The 14,186-nt window shown below is 71.4% G+C and carries 12 protein-coding genes; 8 read left to right on the top strand and 4 right to left on the bottom strand.

Going from position 1 to position 14,186, the window contains the following annotated elements; all coding sequences use genetic code 11:
• The first annotated feature begins 5 nt into the window (after positions 1 to 5).
• From QNA08_RS12215 to QNA08_RS12205, 3 genes are all read left to right on the top strand, one after another.
• Positions 6 to 899 carry a PfkB family carbohydrate kinase gene (locus QNA08_RS12215; RefSeq protein WP_283740999.1) on the top strand — a complete coding sequence of 298 codons (894 nt, stop codon included), beginning with the start codon at positions 6 to 8 and terminating at the stop codon, positions 897 to 899.
• Positions 900 to 1,016: 117 nt separating this feature from the next.
• Positions 1,017 to 1,337, top strand: a complete 321-nt coding sequence (locus QNA08_RS12210; protein WP_283740998.1) for a hypothetical protein — start codon at positions 1,017 to 1,019, stop codon at positions 1,335 to 1,337.
• Entirely contained in the window at positions 1,334 to 2,824 is a 1,491-nt protein-coding gene (locus QNA08_RS12205) for a methyl-accepting chemotaxis protein (RefSeq protein WP_283740997.1), read from the top strand. Before QNA08_RS12210 ends, QNA08_RS12205 begins: the two co-directional genes overlap by 4 nt.
• Before the next feature lie 5 nt (positions 2,825 to 2,829).
• Here QNA08_RS12205 and QNA08_RS12200 read toward each other — a convergent pair whose 3' ends face one another.
• Positions 2,830 to 3,267 (bottom strand): RrF2 family transcriptional regulator, encoded by a 438-nt coding sequence (locus tag QNA08_RS12200; RefSeq protein WP_283740996.1) that lies wholly within the window; start codon positions 3,265 to 3,267, stop codon positions 2,830 to 2,832.
• A 95-nt stretch (positions 3,268 to 3,362) separates the two neighbouring features.
• Here QNA08_RS12200 and QNA08_RS12195 point away from each other — a divergent pair, with 95 nt between their 5' ends.
• The 3 genes from QNA08_RS12195 to QNA08_RS12185 all read left to right on the top strand — a co-directional run bounded on the left by QNA08_RS12195 (position 3,363) and on the right by QNA08_RS12185 (position 5,597).
• On the top strand, positions 3,363 to 3,857 hold the full coding sequence (locus tag QNA08_RS12195) for a group III truncated hemoglobin (RefSeq protein WP_283740995.1): 495 nt from the start codon (positions 3,363 to 3,365) through the stop codon (positions 3,855 to 3,857).
• Complete coding sequence (locus QNA08_RS12190) at positions 3,854 to 4,312, top strand: hypothetical protein (RefSeq protein WP_283740994.1); 459 nt, start codon at positions 3,854 to 3,856, stop codon at positions 4,310 to 4,312. The genes QNA08_RS12195 and QNA08_RS12190 overlap by 4 nt, the downstream gene beginning before the upstream one ends.
• 184 nt (positions 4,313 to 4,496) lie before the next feature.
• Entirely contained in the window at positions 4,497 to 5,597 is a 1,101-nt protein-coding gene (locus QNA08_RS12185) for a YeiH family protein (protein ID WP_283740993.1), read from the top strand.
• 203 nt (positions 5,598 to 5,800) lie between these two features.
• Here QNA08_RS12185 and QNA08_RS12180 read toward each other — a convergent pair whose 3' ends face one another.
• From QNA08_RS12180 to QNA08_RS12170, 3 genes are all read right to left on the bottom strand, one after another.
• Positions 5,801 to 6,919, bottom strand: a complete 1,119-nt coding sequence (locus QNA08_RS12180) for a glycosyltransferase family 4 protein (RefSeq protein WP_283740992.1) — start codon at positions 6,917 to 6,919, stop codon at positions 5,801 to 5,803.
• Positions 6,916 to 8,745, bottom strand: coding sequence for an asparagine synthase (glutamine-hydrolyzing) (gene asnB / locus QNA08_RS12175; protein ID WP_283740991.1), 1,830 nt, complete (start codon positions 8,743 to 8,745; stop codon positions 6,916 to 6,918). Before asnB ends, QNA08_RS12180 begins: the two co-directional genes overlap by 4 nt.
• A 158-nt stretch (positions 8,746 to 8,903) precedes the next feature.
• Positions 8,904 to 10,172, bottom strand: a complete 1,269-nt coding sequence (locus QNA08_RS12170) for a lipopolysaccharide biosynthesis protein (protein WP_283740990.1) — start codon at positions 10,170 to 10,172, stop codon at positions 8,904 to 8,906.
• A 166-nt stretch (positions 10,173 to 10,338) separates the two neighbouring features.
• On the opposite strand from QNA08_RS12170, the gene xdhA reads away from it, so the two are divergent.
• Positions 10,339 to 11,817, top strand: a complete 1,479-nt coding sequence (gene xdhA / locus QNA08_RS12165; RefSeq protein ID WP_283740989.1) for a xanthine dehydrogenase small subunit — start codon at positions 10,339 to 10,341, stop codon at positions 11,815 to 11,817.
• Complete coding sequence (gene xdhB / locus QNA08_RS12160) at positions 11,804 to 14,149, top strand: xanthine dehydrogenase molybdopterin binding subunit (RefSeq protein WP_283740988.1); 2,346 nt, start codon at positions 11,804 to 11,806, stop codon at positions 14,147 to 14,149. The genes xdhA and xdhB overlap by 14 nt, the downstream gene beginning before the upstream one ends.
• Positions 14,150 to 14,186: the final 37 nt, after the last annotated feature.

Below are 14,186 nucleotides of genomic sequence, written 5' to 3'. Positions count from 1 at the left end.
CCGCCATGACCCGCGTCTTCTGCGTCGGCATCGCCACGCTCGACTACGTCTACCGCATGGATGAGATCCCCACCCGGCCGGAGAAGCACCGGGCGAGCGACCTTGTCGTCGTCGGCGGCGGCATCGCCGCCAATGCCGCCGTCGCCGTCTCGCGGCTCGGCGGGCAGGCGATGCTCGCGACCCGGCTCGGCGACGACTTCACCGCGCAGGAGATCGTGGCCGAGCTCGAGGCGGAGGGGGTGGACTGCCGCCTCTGCCGGCGCCTGCCCGGCCGGCGCTCGCCCGTGTCTGCGATCCTCGTCGACGCCAGGGGCGAACGTCTCGTCGTCAGCTACGCCGACCGCTCCTATCCCGCGGACACCGACTGGTTGCCGCGGGAACTGCCCGCAGGCACCGAGGCTGTCCTCGGCGACACGCGCTGGGAGGAGGGGGCGGCGCATGTCTTCGCCCTCGCGCGCCATGCCGGCATCCCCGCCGTCTTCGACGCCGACCGCGCCCCGCGCCACCACCAGATGCTCGCGCTCGCGAGCCATGTCGCCTTCAGCGCCCAGGGCCTGCGCGAGCTGACCGGCCTCGACGATCCGCGCCGGGGCCTCGAGAGCCTCGCCGCGGGCGCCGCAAACTGGCTCGCCGTGACGGTCGGGGTGGAGGGGGTCTATTTCCTCGAGGACGGGACCGTCCGTCACGAGCCGGCCTTCGCCGTGAAGGCGGTCGACACGCTCGGCGCCGGCGACGTCTGGCACGGGGCACTCGCGCTCGCGCTGGGCGAGGGCCGGCGCGGACGCGAGGCGGTGCGCTTCGCGAGCGCCGCCGCGGCGATCAAGGCGACGCGATTCGGGGGGCGGCAGGGGGCGCCGACGCGCGCCGAGGTTGAGGCGTTTCTCGCGGAAAACGGCTGATTCCGGTACCGGAATGCCGATGCCGGCCGCGGCCTGGCGTCGCTCCGGCCGATTTAACGCAATGCTAAGCGGCGGCGCCCTAATCACGGTCGGGTCGTTCGAGATCGCCGCCCCCGCATGTCCCGCTTCCTCGCCCTCGGCTTCGGCACCGTCGCGCTGCTGACGCCGCTCGCGCTCGCGCTGGCGCCGGCGTCCCGCGAGCCCGTCCTCGTCGTCGCGTCGCCGTTCGCCGGAGGCAAGGATGCCGTGAGGCTCGTGGCCGAGGCGGATGGCGCGATCATCCGCGGCGGGGGGCGGCCGGGGACGGTGCTGGCGCGCTCCGACGATCCCGGCTTCGCCCGCCGGCTCTACGCCGCGGGCGCCTGGCTCGTGGTCAGAGTGCAGGCGGTCGAGGGCTGCGGCAGGCTCTTCGGCTCGACGGACGGTGACATCTCATGAGTCGCAGCGAGGATCGCATCAGCGAGATCCAGCAGGGCTTCGGTCGCGCCTTCGTAGGCTTCCTCTGGCTCAACGTGCTGCTCGGCGTCCTTGCCGCCTGGTGGCGGGAGACACTGCCCGTCGGTCTCGTGCTCGGGGCGGGCGTGGTCTTCGCCGGCGTGCCGACCCTCGTCTGGGCATTGCGCGGCGCCAAGGGCGCCGCCGTCATCGGCAGCCTCGGCCTTGCGGCGCTGGTGGCGCTCCTCGTCGGCATCTTCATGCCGACAGGGCGCGGCCCGGCGCTGCAGATCGACATGCACATGTATTTCTTCGCGTGCATGGCGGCCTGTGTCGGCTGGCTCGACCGCCGCGCCGTCATCGCCTTCGCCGGTTTCACGACGCTGCATCATCTCGTGCTCGCCTATGTCCTGCCGCTAGGGGTCTTCCCGGACGGCGGCGGCATCGAGCGCGTGCTCCTGCACGGCCTCATCCTCACCGTCGAGGTGGTCGTCCTCGTCTGGGTCATGGACCGTGTCCGCGCCGCCATGCGCGCCACGGAGGAGGCGCTCGACGCCGCGCGCATCGCCCATGAGGAGGCCGACCGCCTGCGACACTCAGCCGAGGCGCGCGGCGCGGTCGACAAGCGCTGGCGCGAGCGCTTCGAGCAGCGGGCCGGGGAGCTGCGTGCGGGCCTCGCCACGCTCGCCGCCGACGTTGGCCACCAGGTCGAGCGCATGCAGCACACGGCCGCGCAGCTCTCGGGCGTGGCGGACGGCACCGTGCAGGAGGTGGGCGCGGCGGAGGAGGCGGCTGGCAAGACCGCGACGAGCGTGCGCGAGATGGAGCGTGCCGCCGAGGCCCTGACGCATTCGGTGGCCCAGATCAGCGGCAAGATGCACGAGACCACCATCATCACCCGCCGGGCGGCGGAAACGGCGCGCGAGACCAACACGCGCGTCCTGCGCCTCGCCGAGAGCGCCCAGCAGATCGAGAACGTGGTCAAGCTCATCGAGACGGTGGCCCGCCAGACGAATCTCCTGGCGCTCAACGCCACCATCGAGGCCGCGAAGGCGGGTGAGGCCGGACGCGGCTTCGCCGTCGTGGCGAGCGAGGTGAAGGCCCTCTCCGCCCAGACGAGCCAGGCGACGGGCGCCATTTCCGGGCTCGTCGCGGCCATTCGCGCCGCGGCCCAGGAGGCCGTCGCCGCCATGGACACCATCGAGCAGATCAATGGCGAGGTGGACCGCTCGGCCTCCGTCATCGCCTCCTCGATTGCCGAGCAGGAGGTGTCGACCGCCGACATCGGCCGCAATTCCTCCGTGCTCGCCGAGCGCAGCGAGATCGTGGTCGGCGCCATCGGCGAGGTGCTGAAGGCCGCCGAGCAGACGGCGGGCGCCGCCTTCGAGGTGGACGAGGCCTCCCGCGCCGTCGCCATGGTGATCGCGGAGCTGACCGGCGCCGTCGACCTCTTCCTCGGTGACGTGCTGCCCGAGGCCGCGGCCGTCTGAACGGCCTATTCCGCCACCGGCGCCAGGAAGGCGTCGAGGCGCCGCGGCAGGGCCACGAGATCCGACAGGCGGGAGCGGTCGAGCACGGAGAGATAGGCGGCGATCGCCTCGCCGAGCACCGGCTTCAGCCGACAGATCGGCGTCAGCCGGCAGCGGTTGCCCGAGCCGAAGCACTCGACGAGGGCGAAATCCTCCTCGGTCGCGCGGATGACCGCGCCCACCGTGATCTCCGCCGCCGGTCGGGCGAGGCGCAGGCCGCCGCCGCGGCCGCGGACGGTCACGAGGAAGCCGGCATGGGCGAGCTTCTGCACCACCTTCATCAGGTGGTTCTCGGAAATGCCGTAGCCGCGGGCGATCTCGTCGATGGTGACGAGCCGGTCCGGGCAGGAGGCCGCATACATCAGCACGCGCAGGGCATAGTCGGACTGGACGGTGAGGCGCATCGCTCGGCTCGAAAAGATGCACTGGGGATATTGCTTTTCCCTCTGCTGCCTATAAGATGTATCGGTGATACCTGTTTAACAAGCGATCCGCGATCTTGAGCACCTCCCCGCCCTCCCTTCCGAACCCCCAGGCGCGCGAGGATGCGCCGGGCGCCGCAGCCGGCATTGACGAGGCGATGATCAGGGCGCTCGTGCATGCCTTCTACGAGCGCGTGCGGCGCGACGCCGTGCTGGGGCCGATCTTCGAGCGCGCCGTGGACGACTGGCCGGCGCATCTGGTGCAGCTCCGCGACTTCTGGTCCTCCGTCGTGCTGTTCACGCGCCGCTACGACGGCCGGCCGGTGCCGGCGCACGCGCGCCATCCCGACATCTCGGGCGAGCATTTCGTCCGCTGGCTCGCGCTTTTCCGCCAGACGGCCGAGGAACTGTGCCCGCCGGAGGCGGCGGCGCTCTTCGTCTCCCGCGCCGAACGCATCGCCCGTTCCCTGCAGGGGGCCCTCGCCCACGTCCGCGACGGCCTCGGCTCGCCATTCGGCGCGCCGCGGGCGGCCGGGCCCGGCTCCCTGCCCACCCCAGGAGGTCCGTCATGAGGCATGTCGTCGTCGGGCAGGAGGACAGGGCCGCCGCGGCCACCTTGGCCGGGGCGGGGCTGGACGAGGGGGTGGCCGGGGCGGGAGAGGAGTACCGGCGCACGGGGGCGGAGATGCACCCGGCCGTCTACGGTGCGGTGGTCCTCGCCTTCGCCTGGCTCCTCGGCGTCTGCTGGCTCACCTTCCGCAACGACGCCCAGAGCGCCATGGCGGTGGTGATCAGCATCGTCTACATCCTCATGTATTTCGGCACGCCGGCGCTCATGGCGCGTCTGGGCCGGCGCGGCGAGGACGCTCCGCGCCGCCGCGGCCTCGCCGTCTTCCTCGATGGGCGGGTCGACACCGGCGGCGGCTGGCTCACCGGCCGCGAGGCCCTCGCCCAGATCGTCATGATCCCGGCCGCCCTCGCCCTCGCCGCCACGGCCATCTGCCTCGTCGTCCTCTTCACGCGTTGAGGCCGGAGACGGCGGCAGCTTCGCACGCGGAGCGCCCCCGCCACGGCGCTGCCCCTCCGCCCCTTCCGGCCCCACAGACGAAGCGGCAGGGCCGCTAGACCCTCCTTGCAATGGTGCTGGGCACCGAATGGCCCTATGAGGGCCGCGCGGCGCCCCCCGCGGGCGCCCGCCGTCCGGGAGCATCATGCGCCAATCCGCCGCCGAAGCAGCCGAATCCGCCTCCGCCGGGGGCGCCGCCTCGCCGCGTTCCCCCGCGCCGCACGGGCGCTTTCCCGGCTCCTTCACCGCTCTTCTGCCCGGCTTCGCGCTGGCGGCGGCGGTGGCGGGCGCGAGCGCGGCGGCCGAGCCGGCGAGCGCGGCTCTTCTCGCTGCTGCGCTCGGGCGGCCCTTCGCCGTGCCGGCCGTGGTGATCGCCCTCGTTCTCGGCGTGGTGCTGAGCGGCCTCGCCCGCCGGCCGGCCTTCCCGCCGGGCCTCGTCTTCTCGGTGAAGAAGCTTCTGCGCTGGGCCGTGGCGCTGCTCGGACTCAAGGTCGCCATCGCCGACGTCCTCGGCCTCGGCTGGGGCACGGCGCTCGTCGTCGTCCTGTCGATGGCGGTGACGCTCGTGTCGGGCATATGGCTCGCCCGTCTCTTCGGCCGCAGCGACGCCTATGGCGCGCTCGCCGGCGGCGCGACGGCCGTCTGCGGCGCCTCGGCGGCGCTCGCCACCGCCACGGTCCTGCCCGACTACGAGAACAAGGAGGCGGACGTTGCCTTCACCGTCGTGGTGGTCAACGCGCTCTCCACGCTCGCCATGGTCGCCTATCCGGCGCTCGCCGCGCTCCTCGGTTTCGACGACCGCACGACCGGCATTCTGCTCGGCGCCACCATTCACGACGTGGCGCAGGTAGTGGGCGCGGGCTACGCCGTCTCCGACGTCGCCGGCAATGCCGGCGTGGTGGTGAAGCTCTTCCGCGTGCTGCTGCTCCTGCCGGTCGTCGTCGCCGTCGGCTGGTGGTTCTCCGCCCGCGGCGGCGGCACGGCGCGGGCCTCCGTGCCCGTGCCGGTCTTTGCCCTTGCCTTCCTCGCCCTCGTCATCGTCAACAGCTTCGGCCTCCTGCCGGGGCCGGTGAAGGCCACCCTCGTCGAGGCCTCGCGCTGGGGGCTGCTCATCGCCATCGCCGCGCTCGGCCTCGGTACCTCGCCTCGCACCATCCTCAACCTCGGCTGGCGGCACATGGTGGTGGCGCTCGGCACGACGCTCGTCATCCTCGCAACCGTCACGGCCGCCCTTCTCGTCGCGTGAACCACCACCCCGCCGTCCCGGAAGGCGCGTCAGCGGCTGTCCGGGAACCGGGAACGACTGCGGGTCCGGCAAGGACACGGCGGGCGCCGTGCGTTCTGGTTCACCCGCCTCGCTTCCGGGTCCCGGGGCGCCTTGGCTCACGCTCGGCCCCGGCACGAGAGTCGGTGCTTCCCGCGCGAACCCCTCCCGGCCCCCTTGCGCCGTCAGGGGCGGCCGTTCAGCAGCTTCCCGTAGAGCGCCACGAGCTTCTCGCCCTCGCGCTCCCAGTTGAACTCGGCGGCGACGGTGGCGCGGCCGCGCGCGCCCATGGCTTCGGCCGCGGCGGGGTTGTTCTTCAGCCAGGTGATGGCGGCGGCGATCGCCGCGACGTCGCGGGGATCGACGCAGAGGCCGCAGCGGTGGCGCTCGACGATCGCGCGCCAGAGGGGAAAGTCCGACACGATGACCGGAAGCCCCGCCGCCATGTACTCGAACATCTTGATGGGGAGCGAGTTGACGAAGTTCGGCTCCGGATGGAGCACGACGAGGCCGGCGAAGGCGCTGCCGAGGATCTCGCCGATCTCCCGGCGGCCGACGAAGCCGAAATCCTCGACGAAGCGCCATTCCGGCAGGGCCGTCACCGTCTCCCGTTCCTGCGGGAAGCCGAAGCGTCCTGCGAGCTTGAGGCGGCAACCGGCGCGCGCGGCGGCGCGGACGATCTCGCAGATGCCACGGTCGATGGCGATGCCGCCCACATAGGCCACCGCCTCGCGCTCGGCGAAGGCCCGCCCGCGCTCGGCTCCCGCGGCGCGGAACTCCTCGCCGAGCGCGTAGTTCCTGACGTCGATGCTCACGGGGTGAATGGCGGAAAAGCGGTCGCGGATATGCGGCGTCGCCGCGACGACGGCGTCGCAGGCGCGCGCCAGCAGGTTTTCCACCCGCTCCGATCCCCAGGCAACGGCGCCGCGCAGCGCTTCGGGGATCCACTCCTTCGACAGGATGTCGCGCGGCAGGTCCTCGTGCGCATCGTAGATCACGCGCTTGCCCGCCCGCTTCAGGAGCAGGCCGTAGGGCAGAAGCTCGGGATCGTGGAGGTGGTAGATCGTGGCGTCGAGCGCGCGGGCCTGGGCATAGGCGTTGCGCGCCCCGCCCAGCATGCGCGCGAGCCGTCCGCCCGCCCGGCGCACGGGATGGATGCGCACCCCGTCGCGCGTTTGCTCGCCGTCGGCATTGGCGACGAGATGCACCTCGAAGCCCGCCTGGGCGAGCGAGCGGCATTCCTTCAGGAAGATGCGCACGTCGTCGGCAGGGTGGGCCGAGGAGAGGTGGCAGACGCGGATCATGCCGCCACCCCGAAGGCCTTCTCCCACAGGGCGACGCTGTAGAGGCGCCAGCGGCTGCGCTTGTCGAGCGTGCGATAGTGCTGCGCGAGGCGGCCGCGGTCGGCGATCTCGCCGATGATCGGGGAGGCGAGCACGGCCTGCTCCATGACGCCGTGGTGGCGCTTGAGCCAGACATCCTCCGGCGCCTCGAAGCCGAACTTGTTCTTGCGCCAGACGATCGCGTCCGGCATCCGCCCGTCCATGTGCTTGCGCAGGATCCACTTCGTCCAGCCGTCATGGATCTTGTATTCGCCGGGCAGCGACAGGGAGGTTTCGAGCAGCCGGTAGTCGAGGAAGGGGAGCCTGGCCTCGATGCCGTGCGCCATCGAGTTCTTGTCCTCGTAGCGCAGGAGGACGGGCAGGTTCGTCGAGCGGATCTCGAGCTCCTGCAGCCTGAACGGGTCGTGGCAGGCGCGCGCGAAGGCCGCAAGATGCGGCGGCATCGCGGGGGCCTCGGCAAGGTAGCTGTGCCGCCACCGGTAGAAGGCATAGCGCGCCGGCGCGACCATGCCGCCGACGAGATATTTCGCCGTGTTCGTCGCGCTCATCTTGGCGTTGTTGGCGCCGGTGCGGCGCAGCGCCCGGAGCGTGGCGGCGAGGCCATGCTTGCGGAACACCTCGGCGATGTGGGCGGCATAGTACTTCTCGTAGCCGAGCAGCGTCTCGTCGCCGCCCTGGCCGTCGAGGAGGACGGTGATGCCGTTCTCCCGCGCCGTCTTCATGACGAAATACTGCATGGTGATGGAGGGGCCGCCGTAGGGCTCCTCCTGCGCCCGCACCACGGCGTCGAGGGTCGCGACGAAATCCTCGTAGGTCGGGCGCACCGGATGCCAGCCGAGGTCGCTCGCCTTGACGACCGCCTCGGCGAACTCCGCCTCGCTGTTGCTCTCCTGCTCGCTCACCGCCGTGATGGCGGCGAAGCGTCCGCCACCGTTCGCCCGGTAGGCCTCGGCCGCGAGCGTCGCCACGCTCGAGCTGTCGAGCCCGCCGGAGAGGCAGGTGCCCACCTTGACGTCGGAGCGCAGCCTCAGGCGCACGGCGTCGTCGAGCAGCGCGCCGAAGGCCTCCGCCGCCTCGCCCTGGCCGAGGCGCGCGATGTCCTCGCGCGGGCGGATCTCGTAGTAGCGCTCGACGGTGAAGCGGTGCGCGGCGAGGTCGTAGACGAGCGAATGTCCACCGGGCAGCTTGGTGACGTCGGCAAAGAAGGTCGCCTCGTCGAGGTCCGTCCCGTCCGTGACGATGAAGGCTTCGAGCACGCGCCGGTTCGCACGCACGCTGCCGAGGAAGGGCAGGATCTGACGGATCTCGGAGCCGAAGACAAAGCGGCCCGGCAGGTCCGCGTAGTAGAACGGCTTCACGCCGAAGCGGTCGCGCGAGCAGAAGAGGAGGTTGCGTCGCCTGTCGAGGAGGGCGAAGGCCCACATGCCGTTGAAGCGCAAGACGCAGGACCGGCCCCAGGCGGCATAGGCCGCGAGGATGACCTCCGTGTCGGAATCGGAAACGAAGCGGAAGCCCTCCGCCTCAAGCTCCCGGCGCAGCTCCAGATAGTTGTAGATCTCACCGTTGTAGGTGATCGTCAGCCCGCTGTCGGAATAGGACATGGGCTGCTTGCCGCCGTCCGACAGGTCGATGATGGACAGGCGGCGATGGCCGAGACCGATGGGGCCCTCGACGAGGATGCCCGCGCCGTCCGGCCCGCGGTGGGCCACCGCATCCGTCATCGCCGCGATCACCCCGGCCTCGACCGGGGCGCCATCCTTGCGAATGATTCCAGCGATACCGCACATGGGTCACATCGCTCGCTTGGGTTGAGCCGGGCGGTGCCGGAGCGGGGGAATGAAGGGCTCGGCGAGCGCTCCCAGCGTCGCCGAGCCCCGCATATAGCGGAACCGGGCCCGTTCGGCCAAGGCACGGATGAAACGCAGTTGCCACTCGCGTATATCCGTCACGTGCGACCGACCTCCGCGAGCCGGCCCTGGTTCGCATCGAATGCCTCGACCGCGCGAAGCGACAGAAGAAAATAGAATGCGTAGAGTGCGAAATCAATGATACAATATATGACAAGTAATTGATATGCATCTACGTTCCTGAACAGAAACAGAACGCTCGACGTCGCAAAGTAACTCACCTGCCACATCGCGAGAGTGCGCATCCTGCCCGTCGCGACGAGCGCGAGACTGAGGGGTGTGGCGACGAGCCTGACGGCATGACTCGGCGCCAGAATGAGGGCGTAGTCCCCGACGACGTGCCATGCCTCTCCGAAGAGGAAGGTGATCGCGGGCTTCGCAAGGAGGAGAACCGCGGCGAGATAGATGGCGGCGACCAGCGCGAGTTTTCTCGCCGTCGTCAGGAAGAGCGCCGTCGTCGGCCTTCCCTCGGCCGTCAGTACACTGATCCGCCGAAGGAACACCTGGGACACCGCGGTCGACAGCAGCGCCGGCGCCGCATAGGCAACCTGGCGCGTCAGGTTGAATTGCCCGACGTCGGCCGTCGTGTGGTACAGGAACAGCACGACCATGGGGATCGACAGGCTCGCGCTGTCGAGCATGGCGGGCACTGCACCGTGCACGGCGTGATCCCTGTAGCGCCGCACCGTGGCGGCGACATGCCCGAGGCGGGCGCCGGGAAGTGACCGAAGCCGCGGGAGGAGCTGGAGGAGGGCGAGCACGGCCGCTGCCGCCCAGCCCGCGAGATAGCCCAGCGTGAGGCCCCCGCTCACGCCGGCGAGGCCGAGCGGGATGGCGATGCCGAGCCAGGTCACCGCCTGCCCCATGCGCGCCAGCGACATCTGCCGGAAACGGCCGAGGCGGATGAGGAAGTACGACAGGGTCTGGTAGGCGGCAATGAAGAAGGCCGTGATGGCGATGGCCGCGGCGGTCGACGACCAGCCGTAGGCGAGGGTGCGTCCCGCCAGAACGTGCCAGAGGAGTGCGAGCGCGAGGAGGACAGCCGCCAGGACGGCCGCGAGCAAGAGCGCGGCATAGACGAGGTTGCGCGCGCGCCAGTCGGACCGCGGCAGCGGGATCGCGAGCTCGAAGCGACCCGTCAGGCCCACGGCGATGAATGCCGCGAGCGCGCTGACAAGCGAGTACTGGCCGAACTCGGCAGGGCTGTAAAGGCGCGTGAGGACGGGCGAGAGCAGCGCAGGCAATCCCTGGGCGACAATCGCTCCGCCGACAAGGATGGCGACATCACGTGCCGATCGCGAGCCCAAGCCGAACATCGTGATCGCTTTAACGGCTCGATCGAAGCGAGGCAACTCGCCGCCCGCCGCAGGTCGGATGCCGCTCCGCCCTCCCCGTGGCTCCGGCGCCCGCACCGCCACCTTTCCGAACGGTTCCAGGTCGGGCATGCTGCCCCTGGAGGCGAGGGGAAGGACGATGCGTCGGGCCATCCGGTTCCTGAGACGCGGCGGGATCGTCGAGATCGACGAGGCGCCGCCGGCCGTGACGCTCCTCGACTGGCTGCGCCTCCGCGAGGGCTCCTGCGGCACCAAGGAGGGCTGCGCCGAGGGCGATTGCGGCGCGTGCACGGTCGTGCTGCGCCGCCTGCGCGAGGGGCGCCTGGTGGCGGAGCCCGTCAACAGCTGCATCACGCTCCTGGGCCAGATCGATGGGACGGAACTCGTCACCGTCGAGGACCTGGCGGAGGGGGCGGCGCTCCATCCCGTGCAGGCGGCGATGGTGGCGCTGCACGGCTCGCAATGCGGCTTCTGCACGCCGGGCATCGTCATGAGCCTCTTCGCGCTCTACCAGGACGCGCCGCGGCCGCTGACGCGGCGGGCGATCACCGATGCGCTCGCCGGCAACCTCTGCCGCTGCACGGGTTACCGCCCCATCGTCGACGCGGCCTTCGCCGCCTGTGCCGAGCCCGCGGCCGACCGCTTCGCCGCGGGCCGCGAGGCCGTCGCCACCCGCCTCGCCGCCCTCGCCGACGGGCAAGATCTCTTCGTCGGCACCGCCGAGCGCTTCTTTGCCGCCCCGGCGAGCGAGGAGGCGCTCGCCGCCCTCTGTCTCGACCATCCCGACGCGACGCTGGTCGCCGGCTCGACCGACGTCGGCCTGTGGGTCACCAAGGCCCTCACGGACCTGCGGAAGGTCATCCACCTCGGCCGCGTCGCCGGGCTCGATCGCGTCGTGGAAGAGGAGGGGGCGCTGACCTTCGGCGCCACGGTGCCGCTCGCCCGCGCCCTGCCGCATCTCGCGGCCGTCGATCCCGACCTCGGCGAGCTGATGCGCCGCTTCGGCTCGCCGCAGGTGCGCGTCACCGGCACCGTCGGCGGCAACATCGCCAACGGCTCGCCCATCGGCGACCTCGCGCCCGCCTTCATCGCGCTGGGCGGGACGCTCGCCCTGCGCCGCGGCGGCGAGGCGCGCCGCCTCGCCCTCGAGGACTTCTTCCTCGACTATCGGAAGCAGGACCGGCAGCCGGGCGAATATCTGCGCAGCGTCACCATCCCCACCCTCGCGCCCGGCGACGTCTTCCGCGCCTTCAAGGTGACGAAGCGCTTCGACGAGGACATCTCCGCCGTCATGGGCGCCTTCCGCTTCAGGCTGGAGGCCGGCCGCGTGGCGTCCGCGCGCCTCGCCTATGGCGGCATGGCCGGCATCCCGAAGCGGGCCCTGCGGGCGGAGGCCGCGCTCGCCGGCGTGCCTCTCGCCGACGAGACCGCCTGGGAGCCGGCGCTTGCGGCGCTGGAGGCGGATTTTGCGCCGCTCAGCGACCATCGCGCCTCCGCCGGCTACCGCCGCACGGTGGCGCGCAACCTCCTGCGCAAGGCGCTGATGGAGGCCGCCGGGCGCGCGACGCGGGAGACGCGGCTCGTCGGCCATCGGGAGATGAGCGATGCGGCCGAATGACGGGGCCGAGACCGCGCCCGACGCGCCGGAGCGCGAGGAGGAGGCGCTGCGCCACGTGCGGCGGCCGCTGCCGCACGATTCCGGCGTCAAGCACGCCAGCGGCGCGGCGACCTATGTCGACGACATCCGCGCCCCCGAGGGCACGCTGCACCTGGCGGTCGGCGGCTCGCCGAAGGCGCGTGGGCGCCTTCTCACCCTGGATCTTTCGGCCGTGCGCGCCCATCCGGGCGTCGTCGCCGTGCTCACCGCCGCCGACGTGCCGGGGAAGAACGACATCGCCCCCGCCCTTGCCGACGATCCGCTCTTCGCCGAGGGGGAGGTCTCCTTCCACGGCCAGGTGCTCTTCGCCGTCGTCGCCGAGACACGCGAGGCGGCACGCCGCGCCGCCCGCCTCGCGAAGGTGGAGATCGAGGCCGAGCGGCCGAGCGTGACGGTGGAGGACGCGCTCGCCCGTGGCGAGACCGTGCTGCCGGACTATGCCTTCGGGCGCGGCGACCCTGATGCCGCGCTCGCCGCCGCACCCCGCCGGCTGGAGGGGACCTTGCGCATCGGCGGGCAGGAGCACTTTTACCTGGAAGGCCAGGCGGCGCTCGCCGTGCCGGGCGAGGACGGCGACATCACCGTCCATTCCTCCACCCAGCACCCGACCGAGGTGCAGCACGTGGTGGCGCGCGTGCTCGGCATTCCGGACGCCTTCGTCACCTGCGAGGTGCGGCGCATGGGCGGGGGCTTCGGCGGCAAGGAGAGCCAGGCGACGCAATGGGCCGCGCTCGCGGCCCTCGCCGCCCGCGTCACCGGCAGGCCGTGCAAGCTGCGCCTCGACCGCGATGACGACATGGCGATGACCGGCAAGCGCCACGACTTCCGCGTCGGTTGGCGGGTGGGCTTCGACGATGATGGGCGAATCGCGGGCTACGACGTGATGTACGACGCCCGCTGCGGCTATTCGGCGGACCTGAGCCTCGGCGTCGTCGATCGGGCCATGTTCCACGCCGACAACGCCTATTTCCTGCCCGCCGTGCGCGTCGCCTCGCGGCGGCTCAAGACCAACACCGTGTCGAACACCGCCTTCCGTGGCTTCGGCGGGCCGCAGGGCATGCTCGCCGTCGAGCGGGTGATGGACGCCATCGCCTGGGCCACGGGGCGCGACCCCCTCGACGTGCGCAAGGCCAACTTCTATGCGCCGGGCCGTGACCGCACCCCCTACGGCCAGGAGGTGGAGGATGCGGACCTCCTCCGCGACCTCGTCGAGACGCTCGAACGCGACTGCGACTATCGCGTGCGGCGCGGGGCGATCGCGGCCTTCAATGCCCGCTCGCCGATCCTGAAGAAGGGGCTCGCGCTGACGCCGGTCAAGTTCGGCATCAGCTTCACGCTCACCCATCTCAACCAGGCGGGTGCTCTCGTCCACGTCTACACGGACGGGTCGATCCATCTGAACCACGGCGGCACCGAGATGGGGCAGGGGCTCTTCATCAAGGTGGCGCAGGTGGTGGCCGAGGAATTCGGCGTGGCGCTGGAGCGCGTGCGCATCACGGCGACGACGACGGCCAAGGTGCCGAACACGGCGCCCACCGCCGCCTCCGCGGGCTCCGACCTGAACGGCATGGCCGCGCGCGCCGCCGCCCGCACGATCAGGAAGCGGCTCGCGGCCTTCGCCGCCGAAACCTGGGGCGTGCCGGAGGCCGAGGTCGCCTTCCGCGACGACCGCGTCTTCATCGGCAACGAGAGCCTGACCTTCGGCGAACTCGCCCGCAAGGCGCACCAGGCGCGCATCCAGCTCTCGGCCGCAGGCTTCTACCGCACGCCGAAGATCCACTGGGACCGCGACAAGGGCGAGGGCCGGCCCTTCTTCTACTTCGCCTACGGCGCGGCCTGCAGCGAGGTGACCATCGACACGCTGACGGGCGAGATGCGCGTCGACCGCATCGACATTCTCCACGACGTCGGCCGCTCGCTCAATCCAGCCATCGACATCGGCCAGATCGAGGGCGGCTTCGTCCAGGGCATGGGCTGGCTGACGACGGAGGAACTTATCTTCGACGAGGAGGGGCGCCTCCTCACCCACGCCCCCTCCACCTACAAGATCCCCGTCGCCTCCGACGTGCCGGCGGACTTCCGCGTGGCGCTTTATCCGTCCGGTAACCGGGAGGAGACTATCTATCGCTCCAAGGCCGTGGGCGAGCCGCCGCTCATGCTCGCGATCTGCGTCTTCTCGGCGATCGCCGACGCCGTCCATTCGCTCGCGCCGGGGCGGCCCGTGCCCCTCGACGCCCCGGCGACGCCGGAGGCCATTCTGAAGGCTGTCCAGATGCTTGGCGGCAGCCCTTGAATCTGAATCACATTCTCAGGATTCGCCGTCTCAGGCC

The sequence above is a fragment of the Chelatococcus albus genome, assembly GCF_030067675.1.
Lineage (GTDB): Bacteria > Pseudomonadota > Alphaproteobacteria > Rhizobiales > Beijerinckiaceae > Chelatococcus_A > Chelatococcus_A albus.
The sequence above is the reverse complement of the archived record's forward strand: the minus strand, read 5'-3'. Positions and strand labels throughout refer to the sequence as shown.